Source organism: Alteromonas sp. DY56-G5, from assembly GCF_041414725.1.
In the GTDB taxonomy this organism is placed as follows: domain Bacteria; phylum Pseudomonadota; class Gammaproteobacteria; order Enterobacterales; family Alteromonadaceae; genus Alteromonas; species Alteromonas macleodii.
Map to the genome: position 1 here is coordinate 37,114 of NZ_JANHZQ010000007.1, position 16,166 is coordinate 53,279.

Consider the following 16,166-nt stretch of genomic DNA (forward strand, 5'->3'; position numbering starts at 1 on the left):
TTACTGCTTCGAGATTATTATTGGCATATCAGCCAATATTTGCTGGGAATCACTTATCGATAGCTTTCCTGGCTCTCTTTTTGGTTTGAATCTTCCTATCACCCTAGCTTCAGGGTCGACAAGTACGACAGATGCACTGTGATCAACTAAATAGTTGGGGTTATCGGTACTTTCAGCAATGGCATACATCATTCCTAAATTACGTACAAACGGGAATAGCGCCTTGTGCTCTCCAGTTACGGCAATGAACTCCTCATTAAAATAGCTCACATACTCTGAAAGTCTTTCAATTGAATCGCGATTTGGATCAACGGATACAAAAACAATTCGAATAGGTTCGACACTATTTAATGCTTTTAGTTCAGGATATATGCCGTTCAGTTCAGCCATGGTAGTTGGGCAAATATCGGGGCAGAAGGTATAGCCCACAAATACTAAGCTCCACTGCCCTTCAAGCGACGAATTATCAAACACTTCACCTTCATGAGATGTAAGTGAAAACGGTGATAATGCTCTCGGCTCTGGGTAAGTCTGAAAGTATTCAGGCTGACTTTCAACATTTGGGGGCGCGATATACAGCGCCCCTACGATGCCTGCACATAGCGCTAAAAATGCAACAAGGCCGACGGTAGTTCGTTGATTCATAAACTCAGTGGTATGTAGTGATCTAAGAGTAATACGACAAACAATACCATGAGATGAATAATTGAAAACCTAAAAGTTTTCATTGCAGTTTGTGGCTCTGCATCGAATTTTAACTTTAATGCATAGTATAAAAACCCAATGTTAAGCACACTTGAGCCAATCAAATAAATGAGATCGCTCATGCCTGTAAGATAGGGCAGCAAACATACAAGCCCCAACAATACTGTATACAGCAACACTGACGTTTTCGTAAATGACACACCGTGGGTTACCGGCAGCATGGGCACCTTCGCTTTGGCGTAATCTTTTTCTCTATGAATAGCGAGCGCCCAAAAATGCGGCGGCGTCCAGGTAAAGATAATCAGCACTAAAAGCAGGGCATGGGCATGTATTTCCCCTGTAACCGCGGTCCAACCTAGAAGCGGTGGAGCAGCCCCTGCTAAACCGCCAATCACGATGTTTTGCGGTGTCGCTCGCTTTAAATACATCGTGTAGATAAACGCGTAGCCTACTAGACTTGCTAAGGTTAACCACGCGGTTAGCATATTCACAAAAAGAGCTAACACTACAAATCCAACCACACCTAAAACGCCTGCAAACCACAGCGCGTTGTTTACGCTAACCTTGCCTTTTGCGACGGGGCGATTAAAAGTACGCGCCATCACACTATCTATCTTATGGTCGACAACGTGATTAATAACCGCAGCAGACGCAGACAACATACCAATACCCAATAAGCCACAGATAAGTACGGTTGCGTTTACCCACGAAGGCGTAGCTAAACACATGCCTACTAACGCGGTTAACAGCAACAACATGACGACATTAGGCTTAGTCATTTCATAGTAATCTCGCCACGTGACTACATTGTGCTGACGTGAAGTGCGCGCATGTAAAGAGACCGATTTAGCCATGGAAACCTCCTGGAGCTTTAGGGAGAATATGAGAAGACGTTGACGCGTTTAAAGGGTCGTGCAAAGGCGCTTCGTGGATGCTAAATGCACCTGCACCCTGCAGTGGTTTCGAACCTGAGAATGAGCCTGTATTTCGTTTTTCTGTACCGAAGACGTTATCGTTTTCTAGTGCCAAAAATACGGTAAAAATGAGGTTGAGTAGGGAGAGAAGTAACACGGCTGCGACCGCGTTATGCATTACAGCGATAGCCAGTGGCAGCATAAAGATAATGTTGCTAAGTCCTAATGCCACTTGCGTGCACAATGCTACCAACATAAACGCACCCACATATTTTTGTTTACTTGTGGTGTAGCGGCTTACCAACACACTTATACCTAGTGCTAGCAAGTATAAAAACGTGATGACCGCGCCGAACCTATGCACTATGTGCATGGTAACTCGTTCGCCGTAATCGTGAGCACCAAACTCATAGTTGTCTGCATCAGGCACACTGAATGCACCTGCCAAATCAATTCTTTCCTGCCAACCGCTTTCACAGACCGGCATTTCCGTACAGGCCAACGCAGCATAATTGGCAGAAGTCCATCCACCAAGAGCAATCTGGGTAACAAGCACGCCAAGCCCAATGAAGGCGAAAAGTTTAAGGTTTCGTTGAAAGACTTTGGCTTGAGGTAAGTCGGTAATATCCTGATCATGCATAGCTGACGCTATGGGCGCTTGTTTAGTTTTCGATGCATCGCCTGCGGTGTTGCGCAAGCGGAGGTAGAGAATAAACAGGCAAGAGAGTACAGAGAAGCCCCCCAGCAAATGCCCCATAACTACGACGGGAAGCAGATTGAGCGTCACGGTCCACATACCAAGTGCTGCCTGGAAGATAATAAGCCCCAGCAGTAACAGAGGTAATTTAACGGGCATTCCTTTGTCGCGCTGCCGAATAGCAATAATGGCAATAGCCAGAACACACAGCCCCAGCGTTCCTGCAAAATAGCGGTGAATCATTTCATTCCACGCCTTAAACGCCTCAACTGGACGTTCGGGAAAAGCAGCGTTGGCTTGTGCCACTTTTTCCTCACTCAAAGGCACGGTTAAATTACCGTAGCATCCAGGCCAGTCGGGGCATCCTAGCCCCGCGTCGGTCAAACGCGTATACGCACCGAGAATAATAACGACCGCCGCCAAAAAAATACTGAATAGGGTTAATTTTTTCATGGCCATTATCCTATACGCGATAATTTTAGGAGCTTTCTCATATCTGCCAGCATGTTGCGGCTTTCCATCACGGCGTCTTTTCTATCGTCTTTAATGTCGTAAAAGAGCATGGCGTTATTTTGCGTATCAACAATATAAACACTGCTAGAGGCAAGCGCCGTTGGTGTAGTAACGGGTAAGGTTTCGACAAAAGGGTAGTCTTCTAGCGCGGCTATCGCAGTTTGGTCGCTTGAAGCGGTAGTAACGACCACTGCTTGAGCACGGTCCGATTCTTTACCTAGCGCAAGCCACACTTGGTTAATGCTAAAAAGTGCGTTCTCGCACACTGCGTCACATTTACTTGGCATCACATACAACAAACGCCATTTAGGTTCCGCGTTTTCTAAAAGCGCACTCATGTCGATGGTCGGCGCGAGCAGCTGACCTTTATTTGTCGCGCCTTTAGTAAACCAATCGTTATCAAGTGCGAGCTTTGCCAAAACAACAGGTAAAACAAACACGGCTACCATAATAATTAATGTTTTTTTCGAAGCAGCATTACTCATAACTACGTCCTTTCTTACTAATTGCAAAGCCGCCAATGGCTGCAGCGGCAATAGCTAAACCAAACCATTGAACTGCATAGCCAAGGTGCTTTTCAGGAGACATTACGACGGTCTGATGTTCACGAATAAACGCGGGGTCAGGCGTGGTAAGGTGAAGAATAAAGGGTAAAAGTTTGCGCTCTAAGGCGTTGCTTAGTGCAGGGAATTCTATGTGTTGTACCAGCGCGGGGCTTTGCGACAAAGCCATGTTGGTTTCTTTCACTAAGGGGTTGTTACCCGGCACGCTAAGCACGCCGATTAATTCGCGCGTTTGGCTTGTAAAACTTATATCCGGTAGCGTGCGCGTTAAGTCTGGCGCAGGCACCCAGCCAAAGTTAACCAAGAGCCACCCGACATTGGTATTTACCGGTACGATGACATCGAAACCCACCCGCTGATTGTGAATCTGATTATCTAATAGCAACACATGGTTAGCGTCTATTGCGCCGCTGAACGATACGGTAATATCCCGAGGATCATCATGAGACAACGCCTCTTCTAAACTCAAGGTTCCATTACTTTGCTTTTGCGCTATGCTAGCTAAGCGTTGTTGCTTTTGGACCATGCGATCAAGTTGCCAGTACCCTAAACCGCACATAATCGCCACACTAAAGCCCGTGAGTAACCAAGGAATAACGTGGCGAGTGCGAGAAAACATGATTATTTCGCACCATGCAAAATTAGAATAAAAACAGAGGTGAATATGTTGATAAAAATAGTCCTTGTTGCGTTGGTGCTGTACATGATTGTGAACTTGTTCATGGCGATGCGAATCATGATGAAAAACGACACATCAAAAGGGCCTATGAGTAAGTACATTGGTCGACGCGTGCTCACTTCTGCCGTCATTGTTATTATTATTCTTATCGCTATTGGTACCGGTTTAATTACCCCAAACCCAAGGCCTTACTGAGTTTGGGGATTCCTTTTAAAGTACGTAAACAAAGATGTAGAGCATGACCCACACTACATCTACAAAGTGCCAGTACCAGCTCCCCGCCTGAAACGCGAAGTGGTTTTCAGGCGTGAAATGGCCTTTCAAGACCCTAAAAAACAGTACAATTAGAATGATGGTGCCAAGGGTCACATGCATGCCGTGAAACCCTGTGAGCATAAAGAAGGTGTTGCCGTAAATGCCTGACTGAAGCGTAAGCCCCAAGTCGCGATACGCATGTATGTACTCTTCTACCTGTAGGAACAAGAACCCACATCCAAGTAAGATAGTGATACCCAGCATTAGGGTTAGCTGTTTGCGTTTGTTTTGCTCTAGTCCCACATGAGCGAAGTGCAGTGTAATAGATGAGATAAGCAAGATAACCGTGTTGATTGTGGGCAACCCCGCAGCACTCATTTCCTGTGTGGAAGTGCCGCCTGGCGTTGACACCAGCGGCCACATGGCCTCAAAGGTCGGCCATAAGACCTCATTGGTCATAGCGTTGTTCGATGCGCCGCCCAGCCACGGAACGGAAATAAATCTCGCGTAGTAGAGGGCGCCGAAAAACGCAGCGAAAAACATCACCTCTGAAAAGATAAACCAGCTCATACCTTGTCGATATGAACGCCCCAGCTGATCGCTGTAAAGCCCTGCCATAGATTCGTCTATTTGATTTTTAAACCAACCTACAAGCATAACGAGCAATACTGCTATCCCCGCTAAAAGGATATGACCGCCATAGCCTGTTTCACCTTTGGTTGCTTGCACCACATAATTGCCCGCACCTACGGCGATAAGAAATAGAGCAACGGCCCCTACGATGGGCCATGGACTTTGTGCGGGTACATAATATTTTTGGTATTCGTGATTCTGTACTTCGGGTTGCATTTTCTTCTCCTTACCCCTTCGGCCTATTCGCCATTTGATGGTGTTGAAGCCATAAAGGGATTCGGTGTTGTCGTTAGGTCACTGGCTCGCGCTGTGACGTCATAGAGTGTGTACTGCAAGGTAAAAAACGTAATTTCTTCAGGTAGCTGAGGGTCTACATAAAACTGCATGGGCATATAGGCTTCACTACCCGCATCTAATGGCTGCTGATTGAAGCAGAAGCATTCAGTCTTGTTCAGGTACAGTGCTGCCGTTCCGGGGGATACAGAGGGAATGGCCTGAGCTACGATATTGCTTGATGCAGGGTTTCTCACATAAAACGATACCGTATTAAGTTCGCCAGGGTGCACTTTCACGCGCTTGGTTTCAGCACGAAACTCCCAGGGCATACCGGTATTTGTGCGAGTAATAAACTCGACGGTCACTTCTCGCGACTCATCAATCTCAACCGATTGATAAACCGCAGCCGTGCCTTCGGTTTTTCCGTTAATTCCCGTAACGTCGCAAAATACGTCGTACAAGGGAACAAGGGCAAAGCCGAAGCCAAACATGCCAATGACAATAGCAACAAGTTTAATAACCATCTTGTTGTTTGCGCTTTGCTGTGACATCACGTGACCTCCGGGTAAATCCATAGATGAAGGTTGGTAAACGCTTGTTTAGTCGTTTATCTCCCTCACCACCTGCAATGTGTGAATGTCATTCCCATCGGCTTTTGCCGGTTGAAAGGAATGACCTATTCACAACTCCACCTACCGTTACTTAACGACAGGTGGCGTTTCAAACGTGTGATAAGGAGCGGGTGATGGAATTTCCCATTCCAATCCTTCTGCGCCGTCCCAAACTTGCGCTGATACCGGCTCACCTTGCTTTTTGCATGCCTTGATAAGCAGGGCAAGAAAGATGAGCTGAGATAAACCGAATGCAAAACCACCCAGGCTTATCCATTTATTAAAATCAGCGAACTGCAATGCATAGTCAGGAATACGGCGTGGCATACCAGCCAAACCCACAAAGTGCATAGGGAAGAACAACACATTGACCGATACCAGTGAGCACCAGAAATGCCATTTAGCTAAAGCTGTGTCATACATTTTTCCCGTCCATTTAGGCAACCAGTAATACACCGCAGCCATGATGGAAAAGACCGCGCCAGTTACCAGTACATAGTGGAAATGGGCTACAACGAAGTAAGTGTCGTGATATTGGAAGTCCACGGGCGTGATCGCCAACATTAGCCCTGACAACCCACCAATGGTGAACAGCACAATAAAGGCAATAGCGAACATCATTGGCATTTCAAAGCTCAGTGAGCCGCGCCACATGGTCGCTACCCAGTTAAACACTTTTACGCCAGTAGGCACCGAGATAAGCATGGTGGCAAACATGAAAAACATTTCCATGTACACCGGCATGCCCGTGGTGAACATATGGTGAGCCCACACAACAAAAGAGAGCAGCGCAATCGACGCCGTGGCGTAAACCATAGACGCGTATCCAAACAGCTGCTTTCGAGAGAAGGTAGGAACAATTTGCGAGATAATGCCGAAAGCGGGCAAGATCATAATGTACACTTCAGGGTGCCCGAAGAACCAGAAAATATGCTGGAACATAACCGGGTCGCCGCCACCAGCAGCATCAAAAAAGCTCGTGCCAAAGAACTTATCAGTTAACACCATGGTAACCGCACCGGCGAGCACTGGCATTACCGCAATCAGCAAGAATGCCGTGATAAGCCACGTCCATACAAACAGCGGCATTTTCATCCAGGTCATGCCTGGCGCACGCATATTAAAGATGGTCACAATCACGTTAATCGCACCCATAATGGATGAAATACCCATGATGTGAACAGAGAACACAAACAACGCTGTCGAATCGCCACTGTAAGTCGTTGAAAGGGGCGCGTAGAAAGTCCATCCAAAAGCAGGGCCGCCGCCTTCCATAAAGAGCGAGCTCAATAGAATGAGAAAGGCACCTGGTAAAATCCAGAAGCTCCAGTTATTCATGCGCGGTAACGCCATGTCAGGGGCGCCGATCATCATGGGAATAAGCCAGTTTGCGAGCCCAGTAAAGGCTGGCATTACTGCACCAAATACCATGATAAGCCCGTGTACCGTAGTCATTTGGTTAAAGAAGTTTGGCTCTACAATTTGTAGACCGGGTTGGAATAGTTCAGCGCGGATCACCATGGCCATCGCACCACCAACTAAAAACATAATAAAGGCAAACCACAGGTAAAGTGTGCCTATGTCTTTGTGGTTAGTGGTAAACAACCAACGCGTTATCCCTTTAGGAATATGATCGTGGTGTTCATGGTCATCATGTAGGTGACCGTCATGAGGCGCAGAGGTATCTGGCGAAATAACTTCAGTTGCTTTGCTCATTGTCTGCTCCTAGTTTCCGTTTGCCACTGCGTTGACATCTTTGGCTTGAACCATATCGCCAGTTTTATTGCCCCAGGCATTTCGCTCGTAAGTGACTACGGCGGCAATTTCCTTAAGACTTAGCATTTTTCCAAACGCTTGCATGGCTGTTCCTGACTTTCCATGCAGCACGATGTCAATGTGACCTTGCTGATCTTCTAGTGCCATCTTGCTGCCTTTTAATGCCGGGAACACGCCAGGTAAACCTTCACCATTTGGCATATGGCAAGCAGCGCACGTTGCGTTGTATACTCGCTCGCCCTCTTTCATCAGTTCATCCATAGACATATTCATAGAAAGTAGACGCTGCTCTTCTTCTTTTGCTTTACGAACAATCTCTTCTTGTTCGCCCATCCACTTTTCAAACTCGGCGGGTTCTTTAGCAATTACCACAACCGGCATATAGCCGTGGTCTTTACCACAAAGCTCTGCGCACTGTCCGCGATAAATACCCGGCTCATTCACCTTGGCCCAAGACTCGTTAATAAAGCCGGGGTTGGCATCTTTTTTCACGGCAAAGTCAGGAACCCACCAAGAGTGGATAACGTCGTCAGAAGTAATAAGAAAGCGTACTTTTTTCCCAGTAGGAATAACCAAGGGACGGTCGACTTCCAGCAGGTAGTTATCTGTTTTCTGAAATTTGTTTTCTATTTGCTCGCGCTGAGTGGCGAGTAAAGAATAAAACTCTACATCGCTATCCATGTACTTGTAGTGCCATTTCCATTGAGAGCCTGTTACTAACACCGTCATGTCAGGCTCAGACGTGTCTTCCATAGCAATTAGAGTATTCGCTGCGGGTACCGCCATGAAAATAAGAATAAGGAAAGGAATAACGGTCCAAGCAATTTCGACCTTCACGTTTTCGTGAAAATTAGCTGGCTTGGCACCACGGGACTTTCTATGTAGATACATTGAAGCGAACATCACGCCAAAAACTACAACCGCGATACCTACACAAATGAAGAACATCAACATATGGAGGTCGTATACCTGCCCACTGATGTCGGTAGCACCGCGTCTCAAATTAAGCGAAGAGGCTTCTTCGCTTGCTTCTTGCGCAAAAAGCAAAGGGGAAAAAAGCAAAATTGGTATACTAGAACACCATTTTGCGAAAACGGTCGTTAGTTGTTTCACTCAGCACCTCCGTAATGGCGTGGTCAAAGACGCTGATTAATTTGCGCGATGCCCTACCAAATGGTTTGCGAACGATTGACCCATAACCTCAACTTGTAAAACAAATTTAGAGTCATTGTTATTATTTTGTTAATCTCTGTATAAGAATTGCGCAATAATGTCGTGCCGTCTAGTCTTTTCTATTAAAAATTTAACGAAGTGGTTAATTTTTAATCATTTACTAAAATGGTCGCGGGGAATTTCACGTGCAAAAAGAGAAAGCCATTGCTGTGGGATGCCCTTGGAATCAAACAGGCATTTTGAACACGGGGTTAAAGTAAGTGCTCGACTAACTAGTTAAGAAATCAATAAGTAATCGATTACTCAATGTCGATTTCAAACAAAATTCAAAATAAAAAATGGAAAATACTTGAAGCATTCATAGAAAGAATAACGTGAGTAATGATAAAAATAAGCGCGCAGAAAACCAACAGGTTTGCTGGGCAGGATAAAACCTAAGTTGGCAGATTGAAGAAAAAAACAGGAACAAAAGACATAAAAAAAGCGGCTAACGCGCCGCTTTTATACAAACAAGCTAAAATACTACATCCAGTCAGCGTTTCTGATCACACCCACCGCAATGCCTTCTATCGCAAAATGTTCAGTCGCCAAATCAACTTTTATTGGTGCAAACTCATCATTCTCAGCATGAAGCAATACTTCACGCCCGCGTTTCTCTAGACGCTTTACGGTGACGTCTTCATCTACACGCGCCACAACCACCTGACCGTTGTGTACATCAGTGGTGCGATGAACAGCGAGAAGGTCACCGTCTAAAATACCAATGTCTTTCATGCTCATACCGTTGACGCGTAGCAAAAAGTCGGCATGGGGTTGAAACAGTGCAGGATCTACTTTGTAGTGCGATTCAACATGCTCTTGCGCCAAGATCGGCTCACCAGCTGCAACACGCCCAATTAACGGTAGGCCTTCTTCTTCTTGTGCGTCGTTATCAAGAGGGATATTGAGCTTAATGCCACGAGACGTACCAGGCAAAATTTCAATCACGCCTTTACGCGCCAATGCTTTCAAATGTTCCTCTGCTGCATTAGCAGAACGAAAGCCAAGCTGACGGGCTATTTCCGCACGAGTAGGCGGCATTCCCGTTTCTAACATGGTTGTTTTAATAAGTTCTAAAACTTCGGTTTGTCGAGCTGTGAGTGGGCGCATAAAAGACCTGTCTGTTCATACAGTTCCTGTAAGTATATACACCTAAAACTAAATAACAAGCACTTGCCGCGTCTTTTGCGATCTGCAATAGCCTACGACAAGTGCTTTCCTCTTATTTTACGAGAAGAGCCATGTTCGGGTTACTAATTTGTAACTCCAGCTCCCCATCACTATTTTGACGTGTGCGCATGCCTTCAACATTATCGAGCCCAAGTCCAGGGCTTTGCCACACCACATTGCCTTTATTATCAACCTCAACCACGCGATATGCGATGCTGTCATAATAATTGTACGAATAGTCATTCTCGTTAGGCTGGTAGATAGCGAGAATCGACTGATTAGACGACGTCGTTGGAACAGCCGCTATATACTGAGGGTAGAATGACGGTGCTATAGTGTCTTTGAGTTCTAATGCATCGCTCGCCACGTCATAAACATTGATGGTGTTGTAGTTTCTATTTAAACACGCAAATTCAAGTTCGCTATCACTATCAAAATTTACCGTGAGCAATTGGTCACAATTGGTTTCCAATTCATTCAATCCAACAAATTCACCATCCTGCATTTTATAGAGCTTGAGCGAACTATAGCCCCCAACAGCAAAATAATGCACACCGTCTTTTTCAGAGGCAGCAAGCGCATTAATTGAAAAATCGTTAATGATTGAGTCGATAAGCACCTGATTCTCGATATCAAACGCTTTAAGTCGATTGTTCTCAATAATAACTGCATCGGCGTAACTATCGTTATTTACGTCAATGGCTTCAATAAACGAAATTTCACTATTCTGATTATTGTTCAGTGTCCACTGAATAGCGTTATCTGTAAGTCTCACGACATTAAACGACGAACTATAATCCAGTGCCCCTATTAGTAACTCACCCACACCGTCATTGTTGTAGTCTGTAACGACCGGTTTGCTATAGTTATAGACATCTTCGCCAACCTCAGCACTTATCGCAAAGTTATCCTCTTTATCTACCGATAAAATCTGAATAGATGATTCGTAACTACTTGTATCGCTAACAAAGACGGCTCTTTCATCATTATCGCCATAAGGTGCCCAACCCGCGGCATGATATCTACTCGCGCGCGGCGCACCTTTTATATCTGACAAGGCATATTCACCGTTGGCATCTTGTTGCGCTACTAAAATTTGATTCTCACCAGTCCAAATAATGTCGTCCACATTGTCATTGTCTAAATCGTCAATGAGAAGTGACATGCCACTGTAAGTGTTGTGGTTAAGAGCCCACTGCTCAGAGATTTGTCCCGCTTCTAATGCAAAACCTCTAACTTGTCCCCACTGACACTCGGAGACAACCACTATTCCTTCTGTAGCTGGGCTTTCTTTACTATAGGCGATATCACAAATGTCACCATGTTCCGCCGTTGCCAAACTGCTTTTCGATACTGCAGAGTAGATTGAGATATCATTCCAACTATCGGCACCGATGATTTCATCTACACCATCGTTATTCATATCACCCAGCACAACAAATGCGTCGCTGAACCCGCTACCGTATAGCCATTGGTTGGCACCGCTTTCGATATCAAATACATAACCATTGTTCGTTACCATTTCTATCGATGCGTCATCATCTACGTTACCAAAAGCAAGGTTATTGACGCCGTCAATATCGTACTGTTGCAACTGCTCACCTGTGCGAACATCTACAATGGCAATAGAAGTCGCATTGTAATATTCGCTCCCATATAAATAAGCAACTTCATCAACCCCGTCACCATTGATGTCATAAAATAAGCCAGAAATAATACTATCTTCAATAATAAACACCGCTTCTGCGTTACTTTCGCGGTCTTTTATTACAGACAATCCCTGTTGAGTAAGAAGGTAGATTTCATCATTATTGTCACCATCAACATCTTGGGTATGCACGCTTCTAATTTCGCCTTTAGTAGGCAGTTTATACGGATACACATAGGTATTTTTAAGCGTATTACCTTCTAGCGAAAATGCGCCCACGTTGCGAGCATTTACCGTGATAAGTTCACTTGCACCATTGGTCGAAGCAATAGCAAAGCCGTGATTATAAATTGGTGTCATCACAGTAGTACGAGCATAAGCCGGGGCCTTGTCCGCATAAGAAGTGATTTCGAGCGTTTGTTGGGATTCAGTTCCGTCTAAGCTAGCGAAACTAAACATATAAGTTTGAGCGTTGAAAAGTTGATTCGCAGGTACATTCCAGGTCATCAGACCTTCCGCATTTAACGAAGCACCGGGAGGCGCTGAAATAAGCTCTCCCGCGACGTCATCGTCAACTCTGTCTGGGTCACTCATCGATACGGTAAACTCTACGTATCCGCCCGCAGTTACTACTTCAGGCATATTCGATGCAGTGAGCGTCATAGGAGAATTGCCGATCTCAACGAAAGTAGGCTGGGATTCAACAACGTTAATACCGTCTGACACCACCATGGTAACTTTAACTTCATCACCGAAGACTGCGCTGTAAGGTGGCAGCGTGGTACCATTAACATCGTCAAGGACTACACCATTTACATACCAGCGAAACGAAATCACCAGCTCTGAGTCGGGAGTATCTGAATCATGATAGTAGCCAGGCTCAACGGTGACTTCATCTGTGGTATAGACAGTCTCATAGGCATAGTAATAAGGCTGATTCACTACAGGAGGTACGGATATCGCATCGATATCTGAAAGCGCAAGGCCAGTATGATTTCCGCTGGCAAACGCTGTTAGATTATTAAAGTATACACCTACATCGTAAATATCATCGCCGTTGTTATCTTCGCCATAGCGAACAGCGCCATCAATAACGTCAATTCCAGCCGTTTTATCTCCTTTTACGACCAGCGAGCCAGATGACGAATAGGGAAGGTCGCCCTGATCAGAAGAATATGCAAAGTCCAATTTGCCTTTAGACGCAATGTAGATTGAACCATTAAGTTCAGACACGAAGGTGTTGTTTGTCACCCCTTCTGCTGATGTGCCACTGACCTTGTAAGTTTCACCATTGTGCGTGACAGTAAGATACTGCCTCGTCTCTTCATAAAACGTACCTGTTTGTGGGCGGTAGCGAAAATCAACACTTAAGTAGCCTTTTAATGTTGTGCGCACGCCACCGTCTAGCATAGACAAAGTAGTGAAATAAGACGTTACTTCGGAGCTGTTTTCACCTGCGTCAGTAATAACTAGCGAAAATTGTCCGTCATACCGAGTGGAGTCGTAATATTGAATGCACTGATCATAGTCTACAGTAATCGTTCCTTTACCCGTGTCTTCATCAAGCTTACCTGAGTATGTTACTGATCCTGATTCATAGCACTCGGTCGTACCTTCAACGTTGCCGTTCTCATCTAGGAAGGTGTAGATATCATATTGATCTACATAGGGTGAGCCACTTGTATTGTCACCAAAGAGCGTGATGTAAACCTCTTGTACTGCGCTGATATCCACAGTAGAGACTTTCGTTTCTCCACTGTAGTTCGCATCAGCATAGGTGGTTGCCGCCGAGTTTAGTCGTGACTCTGAGTAATCTAAAGGATTTGATAAAATTTCTAGTGCTGTCGGCTCAGGTGGAGGTGGTGGGTTTGTAGGTGGAGAAGAATCAGAGCCACCTCCACCACCACACGCAGTTAGAGCTAAAAGAGAAAAAAGGCCAGAAAAACCCAAGCGCGAAGTTTTCATACATCGTCCCTGATTTAAAAGGCATGTCGGCTTTTTAGTTAAAAGCTCAAAACAAGCCTAATTATTAAGTTTAATAAAATATTCGTTTTTTATAACTTAACTTTATCAATCTAGCAACAGCGCCTTGAGCGTATACGCTTATATTTAATGTAGGCGAAGCCACGTACTATTATTATTCATCCCATACGACTTGGTTTCTGCCCTGCTCCTTGGCTCTGTACAGCGCCTTGTCAGCAAGCGATAAGAGGGCGCTGAAATCCGCCTCAAAGGTGTCTTTGATAAATGTTGCGCCGATGCTGATCGATAAATTCATCGTGTCTGTCTTGTAGGTCACCCTTCCTTCTTCAACAGCAATGCGCAGTGCTTCTAGCTGCCTATGGATCTCTTCTTTCTTGTCACCTATCATGACTATTGCAAACTCTTCTCCTCCTAATCGAGCCACGACATTTGGCGTTTGATTATGTTTAGCTATTTTTCTCGCAACAGCAATAAGCGCCTGATCTCCAGCATCGTGACCGTAGGTATCGTTTACTTTTTTGAAGTGATCAATATCGACGATAGCAACACATCCACGACAATGTTGTTTTGAAAATGAAATGCACTCGTCAAGGAACGCGCGTCGGTTATAAAGGCCCGTTAAAGAATCGGTCATCGCCAAATGCCTAAGCTTCTCTTCAGCAACGGCTCGGGCTTCCTCAAGCTCTACTGCGTAGAACAAGCCAGCCAATGCATCTAAAAAGGGCTGTAGAAACTCAGCATCTTCGTCAGTGTAGGTATCAAACTTATTCGCTAAACCGACCATTCCCACTACTTTATCTTTCACTTTTATAGGTAGGCCTAAAAATCGGCTAATGCGCGGATGACCGTGCGGAACACCTTTGGAATTAGGGTGACTGTTTGGCGCATTACTAATGGTAACTTCTCCCGTTAAAATTGAGGTTCCAAAAAGGTTGTCGAAGTTACTAAAGTAGAGGTTTCGTTTTTTGTACTCTGCATATTGAGAAAAGCTACTGTTATCCCAAACAATTTCAGAAATCGCATGAATGAAAAGTCTAGATGAGCTACCGTCTCCTTTCATTTGGCCGACAAAGGCAAACTGGCTATCTGAGATATCTATGAGTTCAGCCAGTACGGACTGACACGCCATCGTCAAGTCATTGTTTTGCAGATATGATGCCCGGGTTTTATTGATAAATTGAAGGAGCTGGGTTTTCTTTCTCTCATGCAGTTCGCTTTCCATTCGCTGCGTTATATCTCTGTGAATACCTGCTATACGAACCGGCTTACCTTGGGCATCTGTCTCAACGGTTTTCCCATAACTTTCAACCCAAACCCAAGAGCCATCAGTGTGTTTCATGCGAAATGTGGTGTTAAAGACTTTGCTCTTACCAATTAGATGCATGTTGAGCTGCTTTTCAACTTTGACGTAGTCCGCGGGATGAATGAGCTGTCTAAAAAAGCGGGAGCCACTGTCGTAGTATTCATACTCAAGACCAACAATGTCGCACCAGCGCTTGTTGACTTGATTAACATCGGCGGCCAAGTTCCAGTCCCATGTTCCTAACTCTGAAGCCTCGAGTAATAAACGCATCCGCTGATTGGTTTTGTTGAGCTTATCTTCCACATACTTTTGGTCACTAGTGTCAAACAAAAATGCTTGAACCGAGTACAACATGCCGTCTTCGCGAAAATTTGCCGTTGATATCATGCTCACCCAAATAGTACGCGTTGGCGTCTTTATCTGAAGACGGCAGGTGTGCGTTTCCACACCTTCCATGTGGGCCTGCATAGCAAAGGTAAAATCACCCTCCGCCTCCTCAGACAGCACCTCACTCAATGCCACCGTTCCAGTGAGCAAATCTTGGGGGGAAACTCCCAATACACGCTCACTATTTTTCGAGATATACACCAGCCTCAACGACGTATCATAGCGCCACGTTGCCAACACAATAGGAGACTTCTCAATAAGCCCATGCTCGCGTTTAAGCGCTTCGTGTTCTCTTGAAAGCGAAATATGCTGACTAACCAAAGCACCTATTCTCTCTAAAACTTCTAAGTGTTTTGCGTCTATTTCTCTTGGCACGGTATCAATTAAACATACGGCACCGATTACCTGATCATTTATCTCGATCGGCGTTCCTGCGTAAAAACAAATGTGAGGCTCTCCGGTGACGAGAGGATTATGCATAAACCGTGGATCTTCTTGCGCGTTGCTAACAACCACCTGCTTGCGCTCTTCAACAACGTGACTACAAAACGCATGTTCACGAGTGACTTTAGAAAGAGTGGTTCCGTAGTGTGCTTTAAAGGTTTCTTCAAACTCTCCGACGACGCCAATGAGTGCGATCGGCACCTTGTATGCCTCTGCGAGCACCATCATTAAATCATCAAGATCTAACGGCACTTCGCTATTGAGCATAAAGTCATTAATTGTCTTTAAACGGCTTTGATCATCCACTACTGCTTGCTCATATTCATTTGCCCTTATAAAAGTAGTAACAGTCCGGCTGTACCGCAATTAAATACAGCTAATGTTACGTTCTCTGTAT

The 16,166-nt window shown here is 45.1% G+C and carries 13 protein-coding genes; 1 reads left to right on the plus strand and 12 read right to left on the minus strand.

Annotated features, from left to right (window positions below):
- The 5 genes from NO989_RS05215 to NO989_RS05235 are packed head-to-tail and all read right to left on the minus strand — an operon-like array spanning position 1 to position 4,011.
- Positions 1-645 (minus strand): SCO family protein, encoded by a 645-nt coding sequence (locus NO989_RS05215; RefSeq protein ID WP_014977801.1) that lies wholly within the window; start codon positions 643-645, stop codon positions 1-3.
- A complete protein-coding gene (gene cyoE, locus NO989_RS05220) occupies positions 642-1,559 on the minus strand; it encodes a heme o synthase (RefSeq protein WP_014980735.1) in 918 nt (305 codons plus the stop codon). Before cyoE ends, NO989_RS05215 begins: the two co-directional genes overlap by 4 nt.
- Positions 1,552-2,769: a heme A synthase gene (locus tag NO989_RS05225; RefSeq protein WP_239217864.1), complete on the minus strand. Its 1,218-nt coding sequence runs from the start codon at positions 2,767-2,769 to the stop codon at positions 1,552-1,554. The genes cyoE and NO989_RS05225 overlap by 8 nt, the downstream gene beginning before the upstream one ends.
- Before the next feature lie 5 nt (positions 2,770-2,774).
- A complete protein-coding gene (locus NO989_RS05230; RefSeq protein WP_014951380.1) occupies positions 2,775-3,314 on the minus strand; it encodes a hypothetical protein in 540 nt (179 codons plus the stop codon).
- Entirely contained in the window at positions 3,307-4,011 is a 705-nt protein-coding gene (locus NO989_RS05235) for an SURF1 family protein (RefSeq protein WP_239238992.1), read from the minus strand. The genes NO989_RS05230 and NO989_RS05235 overlap by 8 nt, the downstream gene beginning before the upstream one ends.
- Positions 4,012-4,056: 45 nt before the next feature.
- Here NO989_RS05235 and NO989_RS05240 point away from each other — a divergent pair, with 45 nt between their 5' ends.
- A complete protein-coding gene (locus NO989_RS05240; RefSeq protein ID WP_039221374.1) occupies positions 4,057-4,266 on the plus strand; it encodes a DUF2909 domain-containing protein in 210 nt (69 codons plus the stop codon).
- A gap of 15 nt (positions 4,267-4,281) precedes the next feature.
- On the opposite strand, the gene NO989_RS05245 is transcribed toward NO989_RS05240, so the two are convergent.
- The 7 genes from NO989_RS05245 to NO989_RS05275 form a co-directional block, all read right to left on the minus strand.
- Positions 4,282-5,175 (minus strand): cytochrome c oxidase subunit 3, encoded by an 894-nt coding sequence (locus tag NO989_RS05245; RefSeq protein WP_239238989.1) that lies wholly within the window; start codon positions 5,173-5,175, stop codon positions 4,282-4,284.
- Between the two features lie 23 nt (positions 5,176-5,198).
- Complete coding sequence (locus NO989_RS05250) at positions 5,199-5,786, minus strand: cytochrome c oxidase assembly protein (RefSeq protein WP_014951384.1); 588 nt, start codon at positions 5,784-5,786, stop codon at positions 5,199-5,201.
- A gap of 147 nt (positions 5,787-5,933) precedes the next feature.
- Entirely contained in the window at positions 5,934-7,562 is a 1,629-nt protein-coding gene (ctaD, locus tag NO989_RS05255; RefSeq protein ID WP_014951385.1) for a cytochrome c oxidase subunit I, read from the minus strand.
- Positions 7,563-7,571: 9 nt separating this feature from the next.
- On the minus strand, positions 7,572-8,735 hold the full coding sequence (gene coxB, locus NO989_RS05260) for a cytochrome c oxidase subunit II (RefSeq protein WP_014951386.1): 1,164 nt from the start codon (positions 8,733-8,735) through the stop codon (positions 7,572-7,574).
- A gap of 582 nt (positions 8,736-9,317) precedes the next feature.
- The gene (lexA, locus tag NO989_RS05265) at positions 9,318-9,944 is read right to left on the minus strand and encodes a transcriptional repressor LexA (protein ID WP_014951387.1); all 627 of its coding nucleotides are present in this window, start codon (positions 9,942-9,944) and stop codon (positions 9,318-9,320) included.
- Between the two features lie 112 nt (positions 9,945-10,056).
- The gene (locus NO989_RS05270) at positions 10,057-13,617 is read right to left on the minus strand and encodes a hypothetical protein (RefSeq protein WP_371342178.1); all 3,561 of its coding nucleotides are present in this window, start codon (positions 13,615-13,617) and stop codon (positions 10,057-10,059) included.
- Between the two features lie 172 nt (positions 13,618-13,789).
- Positions 13,790-16,075 (minus strand): diguanylate cyclase, encoded by a 2,286-nt coding sequence (locus tag NO989_RS05275; RefSeq protein WP_371342179.1) that lies wholly within the window; start codon positions 16,073-16,075, stop codon positions 13,790-13,792.
- Positions 16,076-16,166: the final 91 nt, after the last annotated feature.